Source organism: Ignatzschineria sp. RMDPL8A (assembly GCF_029815055.1).
In the GTDB taxonomy this organism is placed as follows: domain Bacteria; phylum Pseudomonadota; class Gammaproteobacteria; order Cardiobacteriales; family Wohlfahrtiimonadaceae; genus CALZBJ01.
In genome coordinates, this window is the sequence record NZ_JAPPWA010000002.1 from 1,376,597 (window position 1) to 1,393,431 (window position 16,835).

A 16,835-nucleotide genomic window follows, 5' to 3' on the forward strand; every position below is an offset into this window, starting at 1 on the left:
GAATATTGATTAAATCTGCCGATTAATTTTGATGGGCACGCTCTGAATGGGTGTGTTGCCGTATTGAATTGCGATATTGAGTAGGGGTCAATTCCATATAATTGGCGAAAAACCGGGTAAAATAGGCGGGGTCTTGGAAGCCAATCTCAAAGGCGATCTCTTTAACATACATGCCCGTGTAGTTAAGCAGATATTTACTCTCTTGAATAATGCGATCGTAAATCAGTTGTTTTGACGATGAATTCGAAACAATACGGCAGATGGTATTGAGCTTTGCTTCGGTAATATTGAGCTGATCGGCATAAAAATCAATGGGGAGATGCTTTTTAAAGTTCTCTTCAATGAGCTCAAGATAATCACGGAAAATTTGTGAGTAGCTATGATGCGATGGGCGTACTGCTGGCGTCTCTTCAAGGAGCGAAATTAGATTAATAAAAATGAGCTTCGTCCAATACATAATGGTGGACGAGTGGTGGTCGGCTTGGCTATTTTCAGCGGCGAGACTAATCCCCTTAAGCCCAAGCAGAAGCTGCTCTTTATGATGATCAAGCGTATCAGAGACTTGGCTTAAGGTGATGCAGATCGGCTCAAGGTGGAGCTCATCTTTTGCCAGCACTTGCAGGAGATCTTGAATCACACTTTGATGCACCGTCACCACAATCCCGTGGGCCGTCGGCTCAGTAATAAAACTATGCGGAATCGGTGGAGGGGTGAGAAAAATAAGCGGCCCCTCATCATTATATTCATCTTCACCAAGGCTTAAGTGAACCTTACCGCTATTGATAAAATGCAACTGGTAATGACGATCATGACGATGGGCCTGCATGTTGCGTCCAAAAAAGTTTGCCAGCGCATTGAGCGATTCGCAGTGAATTAGAGAGTTTTCATAGGAGAGACTGCTAGTCCCCGGCAGATTCAGAATAGGAATATTAGTGGTTTCTTTCATGTGATGCTCCAAATCCGAGATCTAACCAATGAAGGTGATCTGTGTAATATTATTGTTATTTATTATTGTTATAAATGATTTATGCGACCTAAGTTAAAAAGGCCATACATTCATTATGGCCTCTTTAGTAGTTTTTTTACAAGTGCATTAGCAATCTAATGCGCTGTTAATGCAGACGGTTTTATCTATTTTCTGCCATAAATCGGTGATTGAAGTTGCAGTTCTTCATGATCCGGGCCAAGCGGAATACGGCTTCGATCTTTCAAGAGTAAGGTAGAAATGAGTCCAAGCCCCGTCATAATGGTGAGATAGACCACAACCGATTCCGTTGAACCTGTGGCGGCAATCAACCATTTTGCGATCATCGGTGCAAATGCGCCCCCGATAATTGCCCCGATAGCATAAGAGATCGACACTCCTGAGAAGCGGATCGAAGCGGGGAAGAGTTCTGCATAAAACGCCGATTGCGCGCCATAGGTAAGGCCAATTCCAACAGAGAGTAGACAAAGGGCTGAGAGCACGCTCTGCCACGTTCCTATATTAACAAGGGGAAAAAGTGCAAAAACGCCGATAAATTGAACGATCCAGCCGATTAGATAGATATTACGGCGTCCAATTTTGTCTGACCAATAGCCCGCAAGCCAGGTAAAGAAGAGCCATGACGCCGCTGAAATCGTCACCACAATTAAGATCGGGGTTCGGTCCATTCCAAGTGGCCCATTGGGGTCGGTGGTGTAATTTTGGATAAATCCACCGGTTGTCATATAGCCAAGGGCGCTATTTCCGGCAAAGACAAGCGCAGCAAGAAGTACGAGCAAAGAGTGATTTTTAAAAAGCTCTACAACTGGCGCTTTCGTGCTCGATTTACGCTCTTTAATCTCTTCAAAGATCGGGCTTTCATCCACAGAACGGCGCACCCAATGGCCTAAAAAGAGAAGTACAATGCTGAGTAAAAATGGAATACGCCAGCCCCATTTAACAAACTCTTCACCGGGGGAAATCACCCCACTCATGAGCGCAAATACCGCCGATGCAAGGAGAAGCCCGAGCGGAACACCCACCTGTGGGAAAGAGCCATAAAGGCCGCGCTTATCATCGGGCGCATGTTCAACGGCCATCAATACCGCGCCACCCCATTCGCCGCCTGCGGAAATTCCTTGAATAATGCGCAGAAGGATCAATAAAATGGGCGCCATAATTCCGATGGATTCATAGGTGGGTAAGAGTCCGATTAATGTGGTGGCAAGTCCCATAGCAATGAGGGTAATGACGAGCATGGCACGGCGTCCGATTCGGTCACCAAAGTGTCCGGCTAAAAACGCGCCGAGCGGTCTAAATAGAAAGCTAATTCCCACCGATGCGAAGGCTAAAATGGTCGCAAAGGTATCGCCCGCGGGTTTGAAAAAGAGATTGCTAAAGATCAGTGCGGCGGCACTGGAATAGATAAAAAAGTCATACCATTCAATGGTGGTCCCAATAATGGTTGCGTAAGCCACTCGGCGTGTGCGTTTTGCTTCGTCCGAGCGCTGTTGCATCTCCTCAACGGATAGCGTTGTTGTAGACATATTTCCTCCAATATATATACATATATCTCGTGCTAATTGTTATCTTTCTTATTCGATGATTTATTCAGCTAACGGCGGGCGCTTTGTACTTTTTTTATACCCGGCTAAAAATATAGCTAATATGTTAGTGAATATAAATTCATATTAGATGATTAAATCTGGCTTTGTCTAGTCTTTTTTGAATTATTTACAAAAGGGCAATCGATTGATTTATCGGCGCTATTCAATCCATCGAGGAAAATAAAACATAATCGCAAAAAGAGAACTGTTTATGAAATTTTCATGCACAATCCGGGATAAAAACGCGTTTAAATAGACAGATTGATTAAATAGTTATCAATGGAGTCATCGATTGCAATCGGCAATAAGAAGGCAAAAAGCGGGTGAAAATAAGCCGAGGATTCTTAACCTACGCATTAAAAAGATGGTAGAATCAATCAGAAATCATAATTATACGAATCCCGTGGGGATTTTAGATCGCCATTTACAGATAAAAAAGAGAGTAGTATGACTGAATTAAAACGCACAAAATCGATCAATCGCGACCGTTTTCGTAAACGTCGTCCTCTGCTTAAATTAGCGCCCTTAGCTCTTGCGGTGATGACATTAACCGCTTGCGGTGGCAATGAACCAAATGAAAATTTAACCATTTATGAATCCCCCGAAGCCTGTTTTGAGGCCAATCCAAACATGGGGCAAGAGTGTTATAACGCCTATGAATCGGCGAAATTAGAAGCGATCTCAAGCGCGCCAAAATTTGCCTCACAAGCAGATTGTGAAGCGGAGTTTGGAGCCGCTGCCTGTCAAACCGTGAGTAATGAAAATGGTGAAAGACAGCAATATCAAAGCTCAGGCAGCATGTGGATGCCTCTGATTGCAGGCTATATGTTTGGGCGTATGTCGAGCGGAATGGTAGCGCAAAAGCCTCTTTATACGCCACAAGCCGGCGCTGGAAAAGGCCAGTTTTATGATGCAACGGGGAAATCTTACGGCGCAGCAACTCCTGGAAAAACCGTATCCGTTCCTAAAGGCGATTTAAAACCTGCTCCGAAAACCACGCGCACCTTAAAACGCGGTGGATTTGGACAAGTGGTGGCCAATCAGCAACATGCGGCACAATCGAAAAAAGGAACCTCGTCACGCTCTTCATCACGCAGTTTTGGCGGATAATTAAAGGGGATTCATGAGACGAGTTGCAATTAGCGAGCGCCCGCATTGGAAGGCGCAAGCGGAAGAGTATGGATTTAGTTATCACACCATGTATGGCGAGCCTTATTGGTGTGAAGATTATTATTATGAGTTTTCGCTCGAAGAGATCGAAGAGATTGAAGCGGCAACGGAAGAGCTTCACGAGATGGCGCTAAAAGCGGTGGAACGGGTGGTGCATGATGATGCGCTGCTTGAAAAGTTCGCCATTCCCCGAAAAGTGTGGCCGCTGATTCGAACCTCGTGGGAGAAGGAAGAGCCGTCACTCTATGGGCGTTTTGATTTTGCCTATGACGGTAAAACGCCACCGAAAATGCTTGAATATAATGCCGATACGCCCACATCGCTCTTTGAATCAGCCTTTTTCCAATGGCTCTGGTTTGAAGATCAAGGGGAGGCGGGCAATCTTCCGGAAGGAAGCGATCAATTTAATAGCATCCAAGAGGCGCTGATTGATCGATTTGTCGAGTTTAAACGCTTTTATAATCTGCATCATCTGCATTTTGCTTGCTGTGATGATTCGGTGGAAGATCGCGGAACGACGCAGTATCTGCAAGATTGCGCAACCGATGCGGAAATTGAAAATAGCTTTCTCTTTATGGAAGAGATCGGCATTGGCGAAAACCTCGAATTTACCGATCCTTATGATGGCGTTATTGAGGCGATCTTTAAGCTCTATCCGTGGGAATTTATGTTCCGCGAGGATTTTGCAGAATATCTCGGCAATGCATCAACGCTCTGGCTTGAGCCCGCGTGGAAAGGGATTCTTTCAAATAAAGCGCTATTGCCCTTAATGTGGGAGATGTTTCCGCATCACCCAAATTTATTGGAAGCCTATTTTGACGATGATCCGCGCGCAAAAGCGATGAGCCATTATGTACGTAAACCGCTCTTTTCTCGCGAAGGGGCGAATATCGAGATTATCGATCGAGGTGAGGTGATCTATGAATCGGAAGGGCCGTACGGTGAAGAGGGCGCAGTATTGCAAGCTTATTATCCGCTGCCTAAATTTGAGGATAATTACACCTTAATCGGCAGTTGGATTGTCGGGGAAACCGCGTGCGGTATCGGCATTCGTGAAGATAAGAGTCTTGTGACTCAAGATTTATCGCGTTTCTATCCCCATATGATTTTACCGGTATCGGAAGAGGATTCAGCAGGCATTTTTACCGCGTAATTGTCGATCCGAGAGCTAAGTAGCATGGTCCAATAGCCCTTAATTTCAGCAGAGATTAGGGGCTTTTTTTGAGCTTCAATATTTAGGCGACCGAATTTAACATCATCATAATTGCAGTTCCGGCAATGCTGACGCCGGTGAGAATATAGAGATGAATTAAATTGGGAATGGTGCGACCTTTCTTTTTTACCAAATAGTGGCTCACCAGCGTTATTACAAGCAAAATAAGGCAGGTTAGCGGATAAATAATCGATACGGTCGAGAAAACTTGTATGGCAAGATTGTCCAAAGCAGACTCACAGTTTGATCAATGATATTAAATAGATGAGAGATTCCTAAGCGGTTATTTCGTAGAAGATACAGAAATTTAACAGCTCTTTATAAATAATAACATAGATAAAAGAATTTTGGGGTTTCTTTGCGTTATTTAACCCTGTTTACTCTCTTATGAAAGGCTTGGTACGACGGGCGTGTGGAGCAATTTTGCTTTAGGCAGTTGAATCTCATTGGAAAGAAGGAGTTCTTTAAATTTCCGCGCTTGAGGGGAGAGAAATTTCCCGCGCCGTTGGATCAGTCCATAATCGCGATGAGGGAAATAGCGACTCATCGGCACAGCAAGGAGATCATTATAATTAATTTCGCCCGCGCTCATAATAATGGCAACGCCAAGGCCTTCACGAACATAGCGCTTTACCGCCTCGCTACTCGATACAGTGAGCTGGCTGGGGCACTCAATATTATTATTTTTAAAAACCTGATTGATCGACCACCATGAATAGGAATACTCCGGCGGCATGATGAGTGTATAGGCAGCAATATCGCGGAGCGTAATGGTTTCAAGCTCGGCAAGCGGGTGATTGTGCGGCATGATCAGCAGAGAGGGGAATTTAAAAATCGGTGAATAGAGGAGCTCATCATTTTCCTCAAAAAGCGATCCAATCGCAAAATCGGCCTTATTGGAGAGAATAATCTCCGGAATGGTCTGGGTTAAGGTGGAATGAATAATGAGATTAATGTTCGGATAGCGCGTGGAAAAGAGCTTGAGATAGGGCGGCAGAATATTTAATAGCGCCGTTTCTCCGCCAACAAGAGTGAGATCGCCATGTTGAAGTTCCCCGCGACTGCTTAAAAATTGATCCGGTAAGGCTTCAATGGTGGAAAGCGCCGGCATCGCCATCTCATAAAGGGCGCGCCCATCGGGGGTAATGCAGATTTTGGGCCCTTTGCGCTCAAATAAAATCACATCGAGATATTTCTCTAAGGATTGAATTTGAAGGGAGACCGCGGGCTGACTTGTTTTTAATTCAAGAGCGGCATTGGAGAAGCTTCCTTCGACCACAACGGTGCAAAATGTGCGTAACGTATTGAAAAATTGGCGTTGGAAAAAGAGTGATTTATCCATGTAAAGCCTCATGCTTACTGCATTATAAATTTTTAGTATGCTTTGAATACCGTAATCGAATCATTAAGTGTTTGATATTCCTTGGTGATCTGGGCAGGATGAAGTCAAGCCTTAGACAAATAAGAATAATAACGACAAACCACAGTAAACAAAAACAACAAAAAAGCTGAAAACCGATCTACTATTTACTTTTATTATCCGAGTCAGAACGAGTTATTAATGTAAATAGAGAGACGCTGATAAAACTATAGATAGCACAACGCTTCTTGATAGGCAACTAGGCGAGTAGGCAAGCGATTGAAACAGAGTGTCAGGGCGCTGTTTTTGTGGTGAAGAGAGGAAGAATCATGGCGATACGATTTACTGAAACCATTGAGCCGAGATACGAAAAAGTATTATCCCCATTAACCCACGCATTAATCGAGGCGCTCGAGAAGCGTTTTGGTGAAACTCGCCGTCAATTGATGGCTGACCGAGAGGCGCGTCAAGCACTGCTCGATCAAGGGGGAACGCTCGATTTTCTCCCAGAAACGAAAGACATTCGCGAGAGCGATTGGCAAGTTGCACCGCTCTATGCTGATATCTTAGATCGCCGCGTTGAGATTACCGGCCCGTGCGATCGTAAAATGATGATTAATGCGCTCAATAGTGGGGCAAAGGTCTTCATGGCAGACCTTGAGGATGCGTATAGTCCCTCGTGGGATAATGTGATTCAAGGGCAAGTTAATCTGCATGATGCTTACACAAACTCACTCACTTTTAATAATCCTGATGGCCGTATTTATGAGGTCGGCGACGATCCTGCGGTGCTGATGGTGCGAGTTCGCGGGCTCCACTTAGAGGAAAAACACGTTCTCTACCAAAATAATCCGATAAGTGGAAGCCTCTTTGATTTTGCGGTCTTTATGGCCAATAACTACGAAAGTGCCACCAAGCATAAAAAAGGATTATATCTCTATATTCCGAAGCTTGAGCACTATTTAGAAGCGCGTTTTTGGAACGATGTCTTTAAATTTACCGAGGATTATCTCGGCATGAAACCGGGCACATTGCGCTGTACGGTCTTAATTGAGACGATTCCGGCGGCCTTCCAGATGGAAGAGATTTTATATGAGCTGCGCAACTATATCGTCGGGCTGAATGCGGGGCGCTGGGATTATATCTTTAGCTTTATTAAACGCTTCCGCAATCATCCCGATAAGGTATTGCCAGAACGCTCGCAAGTGACGATGACCACCCATTTCTTACGCAGTTATTCGCAACTGTTAATTAAGACCTGTCACAAACGTGGGGCCCATGCGATGGGGGGAATGGCGGCGCAAATTCCGGTTAAAAATGACCCGGCAGCCAATGCCGCGGCAAGTGAAAAAGTTCGCCTTGATAAGCTCCGTGAGGTGCAAGATGGGCATGATGGCACGTGGGTTGCGCATCCGGCGCTCGTATCAATTGCGGAAGAGGTGTTTGATGAATATATGCCAGAGCCCAATCAGATTGGCAAACAGCTCACCGATTTAAGCGTCACCCAGGCGGATCTATTGACGATTCCCGAGGGGACGATTACGCCCGAAGGGGTTGAGGGTAACGTCAGTGTCGCGATTCGCTATATCGTGGCATGGCTCGATGGAAATGGCGCCGTTCCGATCTTTAATCTGATGGAAGATGCGGCAACAGCCGAAATTTCAAGAGCGCAACTGTGGCAATGGATTCGCGTTCCGGGGTTAACCAGTAGCGATGGCGAGCCGATCACGCTTGAGCGAGTGAAAGGCCTTGTAGAAAGTACCGTCAATGAGCTCCTTCCTGAGGCAAATAATGAGACCAGCCTACGCAGAGCCGCCGAGATTTTCGTAGAGCTTGTTGAATCCGATCGATTTGAAGAGTTTTTAACCATTCCGGCCTATCAGTACATTTAATCACGATGTATCCGTAAATAGTTTGTATAAAAAATCCGTATAAAAAGTTCGTATAAGAAATCTATATAAGTAACACCTTAAACCAAGCCAGATAACACAATAATAAGAGGAGATGGCAATTATGACTACGACACGTAAAGAGCAGATTCAAGCATTAGAACAAGAGTGGCGCGATAATCCCCGTTGGGCCAATATTACCCGTCCTTATAGCGCAGAAGATGTGGTGCGTCTACGAGGCAGTGTAAAGATCGAATATACCTTGGCAACCCGCGGAGCCGAGCGTTTATGGGCGTTAGTCAATGGCGCATCTAAAAAAGGCTATGTTAACTCACTTGGGGCATTAACCGGTGGGCAAGCGCTCCAACAAGCGAAAGCGGGCATCGAGGCGATCTATCTCTCCGGCTGGCAAGTGGCGGCAGATGCCAATAGCTCCGAAACCATGTATCCCGACCAATCACTCTATTCCTATGATTCGGTTCCCCAAGTGGTCAATCGCATCAATAATACTTTTAAGCGTGCCGATGAGATTCAGTGGCAGGGCATTTGCGCAGGTAAAGTGAAAGAAGAGGAAGCGATCGACTTTTTCCTCCCCATTATTGCCGATGCGGAAGCAGGTTTTGGCGGGGTATTAAATGCTCATGAATTGATGAAAAATATGATTGCAAGTGGCGCTGCGGGCGTTCACTTTGAAGATCAGCTCGCAGCGGTTAAAAAATGTGGGCACATGGGCGGAAAGGTATTAGTTCCGACCCAAGAAGCGATTCAAAAATTGGTATCAGCACGATTAGCGGCGGATGTGATGGGCGTTCCCACTATTTTACTGGCGCGAACGGATGCCAATGCGGCAGATTTAATCACCTCGGATGCTGACCCATACGATCATGCCTTTATTGAAGGTGAGCGCACGGCAGAAGGGTTTTATCGCACTCGCGCCGGGATTGATCAAGCGATTGCTCGCGGCCTTGCTTATGCGCCTTATGCGGATCTTTTATGGTGTGAAACAGCGACGCCTGATCTTGATGAAGCGCGTAAATTTGCGGAAGCGATCCACGCGAAATTCCCCGGAAAACTCCTTGCTTATAATTGTTCACCCTCCTTTAACTGGAAGCGTAATTTAGATGATAAAACCATCGCGACCTTCCAACAAGAGCTTGCCAATATGGGCTATGTCTACCAGTTTGTAACCTTGGCGGGAATCCACAATATGTGGTACAACATGTTTGATCTTGCGTACAATTATGCGCGTGGGGAAGGCATGAAGCACTATGTTGAAAAAGTTCAGGAACCTGAGTTTGCCGCAAGCGAAAAAGGCTATACCTTCGTTGCGCATCAGCAGGAGGTGGGCGCGGGATACTTTGACGATGTGACCACGGTGATCCAAGGGGGCGAATCCTCTGTAACCGCTCTCACAGGATCAACAGAAGAAGAACAATTCTAGTATTGATTGTTAGCTAGAATCACTAAAAAGCTCCGTTTGCACCGTAATCCGCAAGCAGAGCCCTTTAAAAGATAGGGTTTTCTTCCTCCGAGCCTTATCTTTTTCCTCTTTTAAAAATAATGATAATAATGTAGGAAGAGATGATATGGAAGAGACGGCAGAAGCGTTGGCGACGCTCATTTTAGAAGGGTTTAATCGCCACTTTGCAATTTTTACCGATTATAACAGGCGGGCAGCACATTACTTTGAAACCGCAGATTTTCTAACGGCTTATGACGCCGCAAAAGAGCAGGTTGATCTCTATGATCAGCGGGTCTCTGAGGCGACTTCTCGCTTGCAAGAAGAGTGCGATATGGAGACGCTCAACGAGCCTTTATGGCAGGCGGTGAAGATCTGTTATATGCATAAACTCTACGAGCATCCTCAGCCAGAGCTTGCCGAGAGTTTTTATAATTCAGTCTTTTGTAAGCTCTTTAATCGGCGTTATTATAATAACAGCTACATCTTTTTTAACCCGGCGATTGATACGGCGTTAATCCAATCAGATATTCCCGATTATCGCAGTTATTATCCCGATGACCATCACCTTGAAGATGAGATCGAACGGCTTCTTCTCGAGCTTCCCATCAATCTCCCCTTTGAGGATCTTGCGCGTGATCGCGATAATATTATCGGCGCCATTGAGCGTTATCGGCAGAATTTTTCCGGGCTTTCCAACTATATTCAGATCCATATTTTAACGCCGATTCTCTACCGTAATAAATCCGCGTACGCCGTTGGGCGCATCATGCACAACAATCATAGTTACCCCTTTGTGATTGCGCTCTTTAATCGCGAGGGAAAACTCTATGTGGATGCATTTTTAAATGAAGAGGCGGATATTGTTAATATTTTCAGTTTTTCACGGGCCTATTTTAAAGCGGAATTTAACGTGCCCTCGGCGATTGTCCGCTTTTTAAAGACGATTATTCCAAGCAAACACATTGCCGATTGGTACACGATTTTGGGCTTTCATAAGCAGGGGAAAAATGAATTTTATCGCTATTTTCTCTATCATCTGCGCCACTCGACGGACCAATTTGAGGTCGCGCCGGGCATTGCGGGGCTTGTGATGTTTGTCTTTACCCTCGATTCCTATCCCTATGTCTATAAATTGATCAAAGATCCGGAATATATCTATAAAGATGTCACGCCGAAACAGGTACAAGAGAAATATCATAAGGTAAAACGGACAGACCGCGTCGGGCGAATGGCGGACGTGTGGGAATTTTCCCATGTCGCGTTTCCGCTTGCGCGTTTTTCAGAGGATTGTTTAGCGGCGCTTAAAAAATATTGCCAGAGTAATATCTCGATCGAAGGGGAGCTGCTCATCATTAAACATCTTTTTATCGAACGCCGTATGATTCCGTTAAATAGCTACCTCGATCAGATTAAAACCGGGGATCCCGAGGAGAAACGCCGGATTGTAAAAGATTATGGGCGCTCCATTAAAGATATCGCCACCGCAGGGCTTTTTCCGGGGGATCTTTTAACGAAAAACTTTGGCGTTACCCGGCATGGGCGCGTCGTTTTCTACGATTATGATGAGATTGTCTCGCTCAGTAAATGCCGTTTTCGCATCATTCCCAAGGCGCAAAATAATGAGGATCAATACTCCTCTCAGCCGTGGTATACCGTCTATGATGATGATATTTTCCCCGAGGAATTTGCCACCTATTTGATTAGCGATCCGGAATTAAAGGCGATCTTTTTGGAAGAGCATGCGGATCTGTGTGAGTGCGATTATTGGAATGGCGTGCAAGAAAAGGTCAACTCCAACGTGCTCCCCGACATTCTACCCTACGCCTGTAAACATCGCTTTAGTTCTCACGCAAATTAATGGGAATTAACAATGCTAGATGATGCCTCTCGCTTACATACATTACGGAGCAGGGGCATTTTTCACCTCGCACGCATTGGCATGAACCGCTTCAAATGGCGCTGTGCAGTGGGGGATCGGGAGGCTTTTTCGGGCGATAAACTGCATCACCGATTCCGCGCTATTAAATTCAATACGGCCTGCTTTGAGATTCTCGGCATCATGATCTTTAAGGGTAATGTTGGGAATAAAGGTCTTTGAAACCCATTGATAAATCGTGCCTTTATAGAGCGCCATCGGCTGATAATCGGCTGTGCGTAAAAAATTAGCCGCGTCGCGTCGTGTGGTGATACTCGGGTCGAGCGCTTTGGCATACACCTCTAAAATCCAGCCATTACTATTTTGGGTGATGGCATTAAAAGGGGAGGCAACCGCGCTATAATCTGCCTCAAATAAGGGGGCAATCGCGTCAGGATTATCTAAAAGCGTGCTCAATTTTGCTTGAATATCCCGCTCTGGAATCACAATGGATACGCTGTGGGGCGCGTTGGTAACTTTAAAAAAATGGACTAAATTTTCCCGATGAAGTCCGCCAACATCCGTTGGGCACGCGTTTAATAGATGATAGACAAACCAGCCGTGCGCCTCTTTTTTTACAAACGCAAGATGGGAATAGATCATGCCGTGCTTCTCAAGATCTTGCCCTTTACGGCCGATAATCGCGAGCGTTTCACCGGTTTGATCGAGCCAGGCCTCCAGCTGATTGCCCACCTTTTCATAATAAAGAAGCGCTTCATCCGTGACTTTTTTCCCACAGCTCGGGATTAACAGCGTCTTATAGAACGAGTAGAGGAGGCCAGTGCTACTTAGGATTAATACCGTCGCCACTATCGCAATCGTTCGTTTTAATCGTTTTCTCATCCCCAATCCTTATTTGACGCTATTTAAATGAATATTTAATGCTTTAAAATCAATAAAACACTTTATCATCCCCAATTCCACAGAATTTTTCATTGACAAAAAGCGTGAAACGCTTAAAATTATCCTACCCTTTCTTAAATGCCGATGTGGTGGAATGGTAGACACGGGGGATTCAAAATCCCCTGCCTTAACAGCGTGAGAGTTCGAGTCTCTCCATCGGTACCAGTTGATTTTACGAGCTTTTCAGCGATCGATTAAATAAGAATAATTATCAATAAATCGATTTGTCGTAATATTTGTCGTAATCAAATGTAAATTTTTAAAATAAATTTGATTATGACGCATCACTAGAGGCAGCTTTTCAAGCGTTAGAGCGTTTTAGATCGGGCACATCTCCGCCAATATTTCTATAAGCCTATACCTCCTAATAGGGCGTTACTTTTGCGTTATTATTCCGTTACTGATACCCAATATCCTATTTTTTTAATTTAGGGATTTTCCTAGATGTCGGAAATTAGATATAAGTCATTATATATTTTAACCAATACATTTTATTGTAAGGTATTATTACTTTGTGTTAGGGATTATTAAACAACAAGTGCGCTGATTTTAAAAGAATAGAAGGCAATGCCCCAGTGGGGCAGAGATTGCACCCTGTAAAACCAAAGGAACATTATGAATCAATATTATGAGTATGCCCCTACTATTTTTCGTTGGTTCTTTGGGCGTGGCCGTACAAGCACCGATATTAGTAAGTTTAAATTGATAAAAATGTATTAAATATAAAGGGTAGTTTTTATGGCTATACATAAAAGAGTCATTATGTTTATTTTTATGATGACCTTATTAAGTGGTTGTACTCATCAGCGAATAGAATATCTAAATATTGAAGAAAATTTAGAGTTTCCAGTTATGAAAGATCATGAAGTAGTTAAGATTTTTGAGTGTGTTAGTGATGCTACTCCTACTCTGTATAAATTTGATGAAACTGTCGATTCTATAAAAATCAAAGTTTTTTTTAAACTACAAAATAAGAAAATTGTGCATGATGTTGAACGAGGAATATTAGTCATAGGAGGAGGGCAAGAAGAGAGAGAGCAATATGGGTACTTAATTGGAAATGAGATTGACTTAACATTTGCTGTAACAAAAATATTTGTAGTTAAAAAACCGGATCACTATTTGGTTACAAAGAAATATACATTACGAACACATCGACATCAGATTAAAGCGTCAGATATTGAACGCCATACAGAATTTAATAACAAGATTAGTGCGTGTTTTCAGTGACAAGGTGGTTATAGAAAAGCGGGAGCCATTTTTTATTAAAACAATGCGATTAGAATCATCTCGAGGTAATGAGTCATGTATCAATATAAACAAGGTTATAGATGTGTATTTTTTGTTGTAGTAACGATTTGTTTAAGTAGTTGCATGTTTATTGGATTGCCAATTGCATATCCAGAAGTCGAAGAAAGAACCATATATGAAAATGTAAAAGGATATAAAACAGTTGATATCTTTAATTGTGTTATAGAAGCCATTCCAATTTTATATCCGACGCAAGATAAAGAAGGCTTAAAGTTAATAGATCAATTTATTACGAATCAAAATAAGGTGGTTGTTTATGATATTGATCAAGGGGTATTAGAGATAGGTGAAGAGCTTGATGATGCGGCACGGATAGATATCGGAATCGCTAAACGAAGCAAAGATGAATTGAGGTCGCAATATTTCAGTATTACCAAACTATCTGTTTTGAAACAGTTTGATAAGTTCGTGGTAACAAAAAACTATACAGCTTCTACTATAGGTGACCAATTTTTTGGCCTTAATGGAAGAATTAGGCATGAAGAGTTTAATGAGCAGATTGATAGATGTTTTAAATAGGTAAGGAGTATTTAAATGGGTAGCCCACAATATTATATTGAAGCGCGTTCAACGTATTTTATATCCTTTTTGGGAATAAATTACACTGGGTAATGCGGGATTCAAAAGGAACTGCAATAAGAGAGTTACATGGGTTGGCAACAGATAAGGATAATGTGCCAGTGCCGATAGGAACATCAAAAGAACATGTATTAAACATTCATGATTTAACTGAGTACATGATTGATAATGGGAAAAAACAGTAAGGAAAAGTTGTTAAATTAGAACCCTACGATGCTGTGTCTGGCGATAATATCGAAAGTGAATGCTCTTTTTACCTCCTCAATATTGCAGAAACCAATGAGTATAGCAATTTAGAAAAAAGTGAAAATGTGTATTTTTTTAGACCAACCAAGAAAATGGAAGGCATACCAAAAGAACAAATTGATATTGTAGAAGATGGATGAGGGTATGCGTGAATTATAATATTCATAATATTTTATGATAAATGAAAGGGGGGGATAAGAATGGATAGCATCGAACTAGCATTAATAACAATGTTCTTTATTAGTATTTATTTGATTAAATATGAATTTCCTGTAAGTAAAAGAGTATATATATATGTTCAATATAGTTTTAATAAAATGTTCAATATATTAACTGAAAATTTTTATATGAAATTTATTTTTACTTTTATTGGCGTTATCTATTACTTACATGGCAATTTTTTTATTAACTACTTATTAAATATATTTTTCTTGATTTTTTTAATAAACCTATATTCATTTAGTCAATATATTAAATTTCTTAGGAGAATTAGACATAAAGATGTGAGTTCAATCAAATTAAATAGAATGATGCTAGTTTTGATAGAGATAAATATGAAGTTCTATTTTGCTATATTTTTTTATTTTGTAATAGCAGGTATTCCTATTGCAATTTTATATTTTTATAGCATTTATAGTCAAAATAAAAAAATTAATGAGTATTTATTGTATCTACCAACGCGAGTATTGTGGCTTTTAATGGTATTTTTTTATTTAATTTACAGTCAGGGAGCGGATACAACATGTGCTCTAAATTGGAAATATCGAAATATAACAAATAAGTTAAATGGCACATGGATTGAATCAATAGTGTCAGGAATGTTAGGGATTCAATTAGCAAATGATACTGGCACTATTGTGATAGGAAACGCTAAAAGAAGTATAAACATTAATGATTTGATTAGAGTATTTTATTTTTTTGCATTTGCACCATATTTATTAATAATTTTGAAGATATTATGAGTTTTTTATCAGATTCTTATAAGAAGTCAAGAGAGGAATTTCAACAAGTTTTAGCTAAGCCACAAGGGGCTCAATTTATTTAACTAGCTCTTTGATTATTCCACGCCCCAGTGGGGCATAAATAGCACCTTGTAAAAACCAAAGGAACATTATGAATCAATATTATGAGTATGCCCCTCCTATTTTTCGCTGGATCTTTGGGCGTACAAGCATCACGCCGAATCAGATGTTTCCTTGGATCTGGTGGGGATTTGCGATCTTAACGCTTATTGTCTTTATCGTGGGGAATGAGTATCGAAAGAAGCATGACAAACTTCGTGGGCGAGTTTTGCTGATTATGGCGGGCATTATGGCCATTAATATCCCAACCCTAGATCGTTATTATCGCAACTATGAATTTAAACGAGCTTTACAAATCCCTAGTACGACAATTAAGCGACAAGTGATTGCGAATAATTTTGCAGAAATAAATACGTATCGTTTAGAACCGGAGGATTTTGCAATGTTATCGGAGCTTGCCATTGAGGGTGAAGATTTCTGGGAGGAGATTGATGAAGAGCGATGTATATTTGCATTAGGGGGTAACTCCCCGGAGTCGGAATATCGGGACGCGGATTACAGAGAGCAGATTAATGAAGTTTCTAAGAGCGGTGTAGGGATCAGTAATAGTACAGAAACGATGCCCGATGGGACGCCTAAAGAGGTGCGCTGGATCAGCCAAATTTTAGGCTATCACGATGGTAAATGCATGCAAGGAATTTTAGTGAAACCCTATTCTCGATATGTGCGAATTTACAATAGTGGGAAACAAGTAGGGCTCTATCTTTTTAGAAGTGAAGTCTACATTTATGATCGTCAAACGGGCGAGATTTTGAGTCGTAGTTATGGATTTACGACGGTGGCCACGGCATTAAAACGAAGAACCATTGGACTAATCGGGAATACTGCGGAAAGCGATTCAAATTCTGAAGTAGTGATGAGTGATGGCAGTCCCGTCATTGATTATCGGGGGATGGCTGGCGAATCTAGAGGGTTTATGGATGAACTCGTTTATTACACACTGATTCCTGAACGCTATAGAAGTGATTATAAATTGAATAATCGAGCACCCATTAACGAGTAGGAATGCTGTTTATTTAGAATTGGCAAATAGTGGAGAACATATCAGTGATCCTCTATTGGATCAATATAATCTTAAAGTTTGTAATTGTAGCAATATTGAAATTCGAAAAGAGTTTGAAGCAGAAGGTTATT

At 42.3% G+C, this 16,835-nt stretch carries 13 protein-coding genes and 1 tRNA gene; 10 read left to right on the plus strand and 4 right to left on the minus strand.

All coding sequences use genetic code 11. From position 1 onward, the window contains the following. Nucleotides 1–22: 22 nt before the first annotated feature. Together hpaA and OXI21_RS07805 are read right to left on the minus strand one after the other, a co-directional pair. Nucleotides 23–946 carry a 4-hydroxyphenylacetate catabolism regulatory protein HpaA gene (hpaA, locus tag OXI21_RS07800; RefSeq protein WP_279619004.1) on the minus strand — a complete coding sequence of 308 codons (924 nt, stop codon included), beginning with the start codon at nt 944–946 and terminating at the stop codon, nt 23–25. A gap of 185 nt (nt 947–1,131) precedes the next feature. Then, complete coding sequence (locus OXI21_RS07805; protein WP_347815526.1) at nt 1,132–2,481, minus strand: MFS transporter; 1,350 nt, start codon at nt 2,479–2,481, stop codon at nt 1,132–1,134. Nucleotides 2,482–3,018: 537 nt separating this feature from the next. Between OXI21_RS07805 and OXI21_RS07810 the strand changes: the two genes are divergently transcribed. Continuing rightward, nucleotides 3,019–3,681, plus strand: coding sequence for a DUF1190 domain-containing protein (locus tag OXI21_RS07810; protein ID WP_279619006.1), 663 nt, complete (start codon nt 3,019–3,021; stop codon nt 3,679–3,681). Nucleotides 3,682–3,694: 13 nt separating this feature from the next. After that, the gene (locus OXI21_RS07815; protein WP_279619007.1) at nt 3,695–4,894 is read left to right on the plus strand and encodes a glutathionylspermidine synthase family protein; all 1,200 of its coding nucleotides are present in this window, start codon (nt 3,695–3,697) and stop codon (nt 4,892–4,894) included. Between the two features lie 445 nt (nt 4,895–5,339). Here OXI21_RS07815 and OXI21_RS07820 read toward each other — a convergent pair whose 3' ends face one another. Beyond that, nucleotides 5,340–6,296, minus strand: coding sequence for a LysR family transcriptional regulator (locus tag OXI21_RS07820; protein ID WP_279619008.1), 957 nt, complete (start codon nt 6,294–6,296; stop codon nt 5,340–5,342). 347 nt (nt 6,297–6,643) lie between these two features. Here OXI21_RS07820 and aceB point away from each other — a divergent pair, with 347 nt between their 5' ends. The 3 genes from aceB (at nt 6,644) to aceK (ending at nt 11,523) form a co-directional block, all read left to right on the plus strand. Beyond that, the gene (gene aceB, locus OXI21_RS07825; protein WP_279619009.1) at nt 6,644–8,206 is read left to right on the plus strand and encodes a malate synthase A; all 1,563 of its coding nucleotides are present in this window, start codon (nt 6,644–6,646) and stop codon (nt 8,204–8,206) included. Between the two features lie 121 nt (nt 8,207–8,327). Continuing rightward, a complete protein-coding gene (aceA, locus tag OXI21_RS07830) occupies nt 8,328–9,644 on the plus strand; it encodes an isocitrate lyase (protein ID WP_279619010.1) in 1,317 nt (438 codons plus the stop codon). 145 nt (nt 9,645–9,789) lie between these two features. Then, nucleotides 9,790–11,523 carry a bifunctional isocitrate dehydrogenase kinase/phosphatase gene (aceK, locus tag OXI21_RS07835; protein ID WP_279619011.1) on the plus strand — a complete coding sequence of 578 codons (1,734 nt, stop codon included), beginning with the start codon at nt 9,790–9,792 and terminating at the stop codon, nt 11,521–11,523. Between the two features lie 42 nt (nt 11,524–11,565). On the opposite strand, the gene OXI21_RS07840 is transcribed toward aceK, so the two are convergent. Then, nucleotides 11,566–12,423 (minus strand): DUF2145 domain-containing protein, encoded by an 858-nt coding sequence (locus OXI21_RS07840; protein ID WP_279619012.1) that lies wholly within the window; start codon nt 12,421–12,423, stop codon nt 11,566–11,568. A gap of 140 nt (nt 12,424–12,563) precedes the next feature. Here OXI21_RS07840 and OXI21_RS07845 point away from each other — a divergent pair. The 5 genes from OXI21_RS07845 (at nt 12,564) to OXI21_RS07865 (ending at nt 16,704) form a co-directional block, all read left to right on the plus strand. Then, nucleotides 12,564–12,648 (plus strand) — tRNA-Leu (locus OXI21_RS07845). Between the two features lie 597 nt (nt 12,649–13,245). Beyond that, complete coding sequence (locus OXI21_RS07850) at nt 13,246–13,713, plus strand: hypothetical protein (protein ID WP_279619013.1); 468 nt, start codon at nt 13,246–13,248, stop codon at nt 13,711–13,713. 75 nt (nt 13,714–13,788) lie between these two features. Next, nucleotides 13,789–14,313: a hypothetical protein gene (locus OXI21_RS07855; RefSeq protein WP_279619014.1), complete on the plus strand. Its 525-nt coding sequence runs from the start codon at nt 13,789–13,791 to the stop codon at nt 14,311–14,313. A 506-nt stretch (nt 14,314–14,819) separates the two neighbouring features. Then, nucleotides 14,820–15,581, plus strand: a complete 762-nt coding sequence (locus OXI21_RS07860) for a hypothetical protein (protein WP_279619015.1) — start codon at nt 14,820–14,822, stop codon at nt 15,579–15,581. A 151-nt stretch (nt 15,582–15,732) separates the two neighbouring features. After that, on the plus strand, nt 15,733–16,704 hold the full coding sequence (locus OXI21_RS07865) for a hypothetical protein (protein WP_279619016.1): 972 nt from the start codon (nt 15,733–15,735) through the stop codon (nt 16,702–16,704). Nucleotides 16,705–16,835: the final 131 nt, after the last annotated feature.

Excerpts from the sequence above, each read along its gene's own strand:
- hpaA (WP_279619004.1), bottom strand. The coding sequence starts at position 946 with ATGAAAGAAACCACTAATATTCCTATTCTGAATCTGCCGGGGACTAGC.
- OXI21_RS07805 (WP_347815526.1), bottom strand. The coding sequence starts at position 2,481 with ATGCAACAGCGCTCGGACGAAGCAAAACGCACACGCCGAGTGGCTTAC.
- OXI21_RS07810 (WP_279619006.1), top strand. The coding sequence starts at position 3,019 with ATGACTGAATTAAAACGCACAAAATCGATCAATCGCGACCGTTTTCGT.
- OXI21_RS07815 (WP_279619007.1), top strand. The coding sequence starts at position 3,695 with ATGAGACGAGTTGCAATTAGCGAGCGCCCGCATTGGAAGGCGCAAGCG.
- OXI21_RS07820 (WP_279619008.1), bottom strand. The coding sequence starts at position 6,296 with ATGGATAAATCACTCTTTTTCCAACGCCAATTTTTCAATACGTTACGC.
- aceB (WP_279619009.1), top strand. The coding sequence starts at position 6,644 with ATGGCGATACGATTTACTGAAACCATTGAGCCGAGATACGAAAAAGTA.
- aceA (WP_279619010.1), top strand. The coding sequence starts at position 8,328 with ATGACTACGACACGTAAAGAGCAGATTCAAGCATTAGAACAAGAGTGG.
- aceK (WP_279619011.1), top strand. The coding sequence starts at position 9,790 with ATGGAAGAGACGGCAGAAGCGTTGGCGACGCTCATTTTAGAAGGGTTT.
- OXI21_RS07840 (WP_279619012.1), bottom strand. The coding sequence starts at position 12,423 with ATGAGAAAACGATTAAAACGAACGATTGCGATAGTGGCGACGGTATTA.
- OXI21_RS07850 (WP_279619013.1), top strand. The coding sequence starts at position 13,246 with ATGTTTATTTTTATGATGACCTTATTAAGTGGTTGTACTCATCAGCGA.
- OXI21_RS07855 (WP_279619014.1), top strand. The coding sequence starts at position 13,789 with ATGTATCAATATAAACAAGGTTATAGATGTGTATTTTTTGTTGTAGTA.
- OXI21_RS07860 (WP_279619015.1), top strand. The coding sequence starts at position 14,820 with ATGGATAGCATCGAACTAGCATTAATAACAATGTTCTTTATTAGTATT.
- OXI21_RS07865 (WP_279619016.1), top strand. The coding sequence starts at position 15,733 with ATGAATCAATATTATGAGTATGCCCCTCCTATTTTTCGCTGGATCTTT.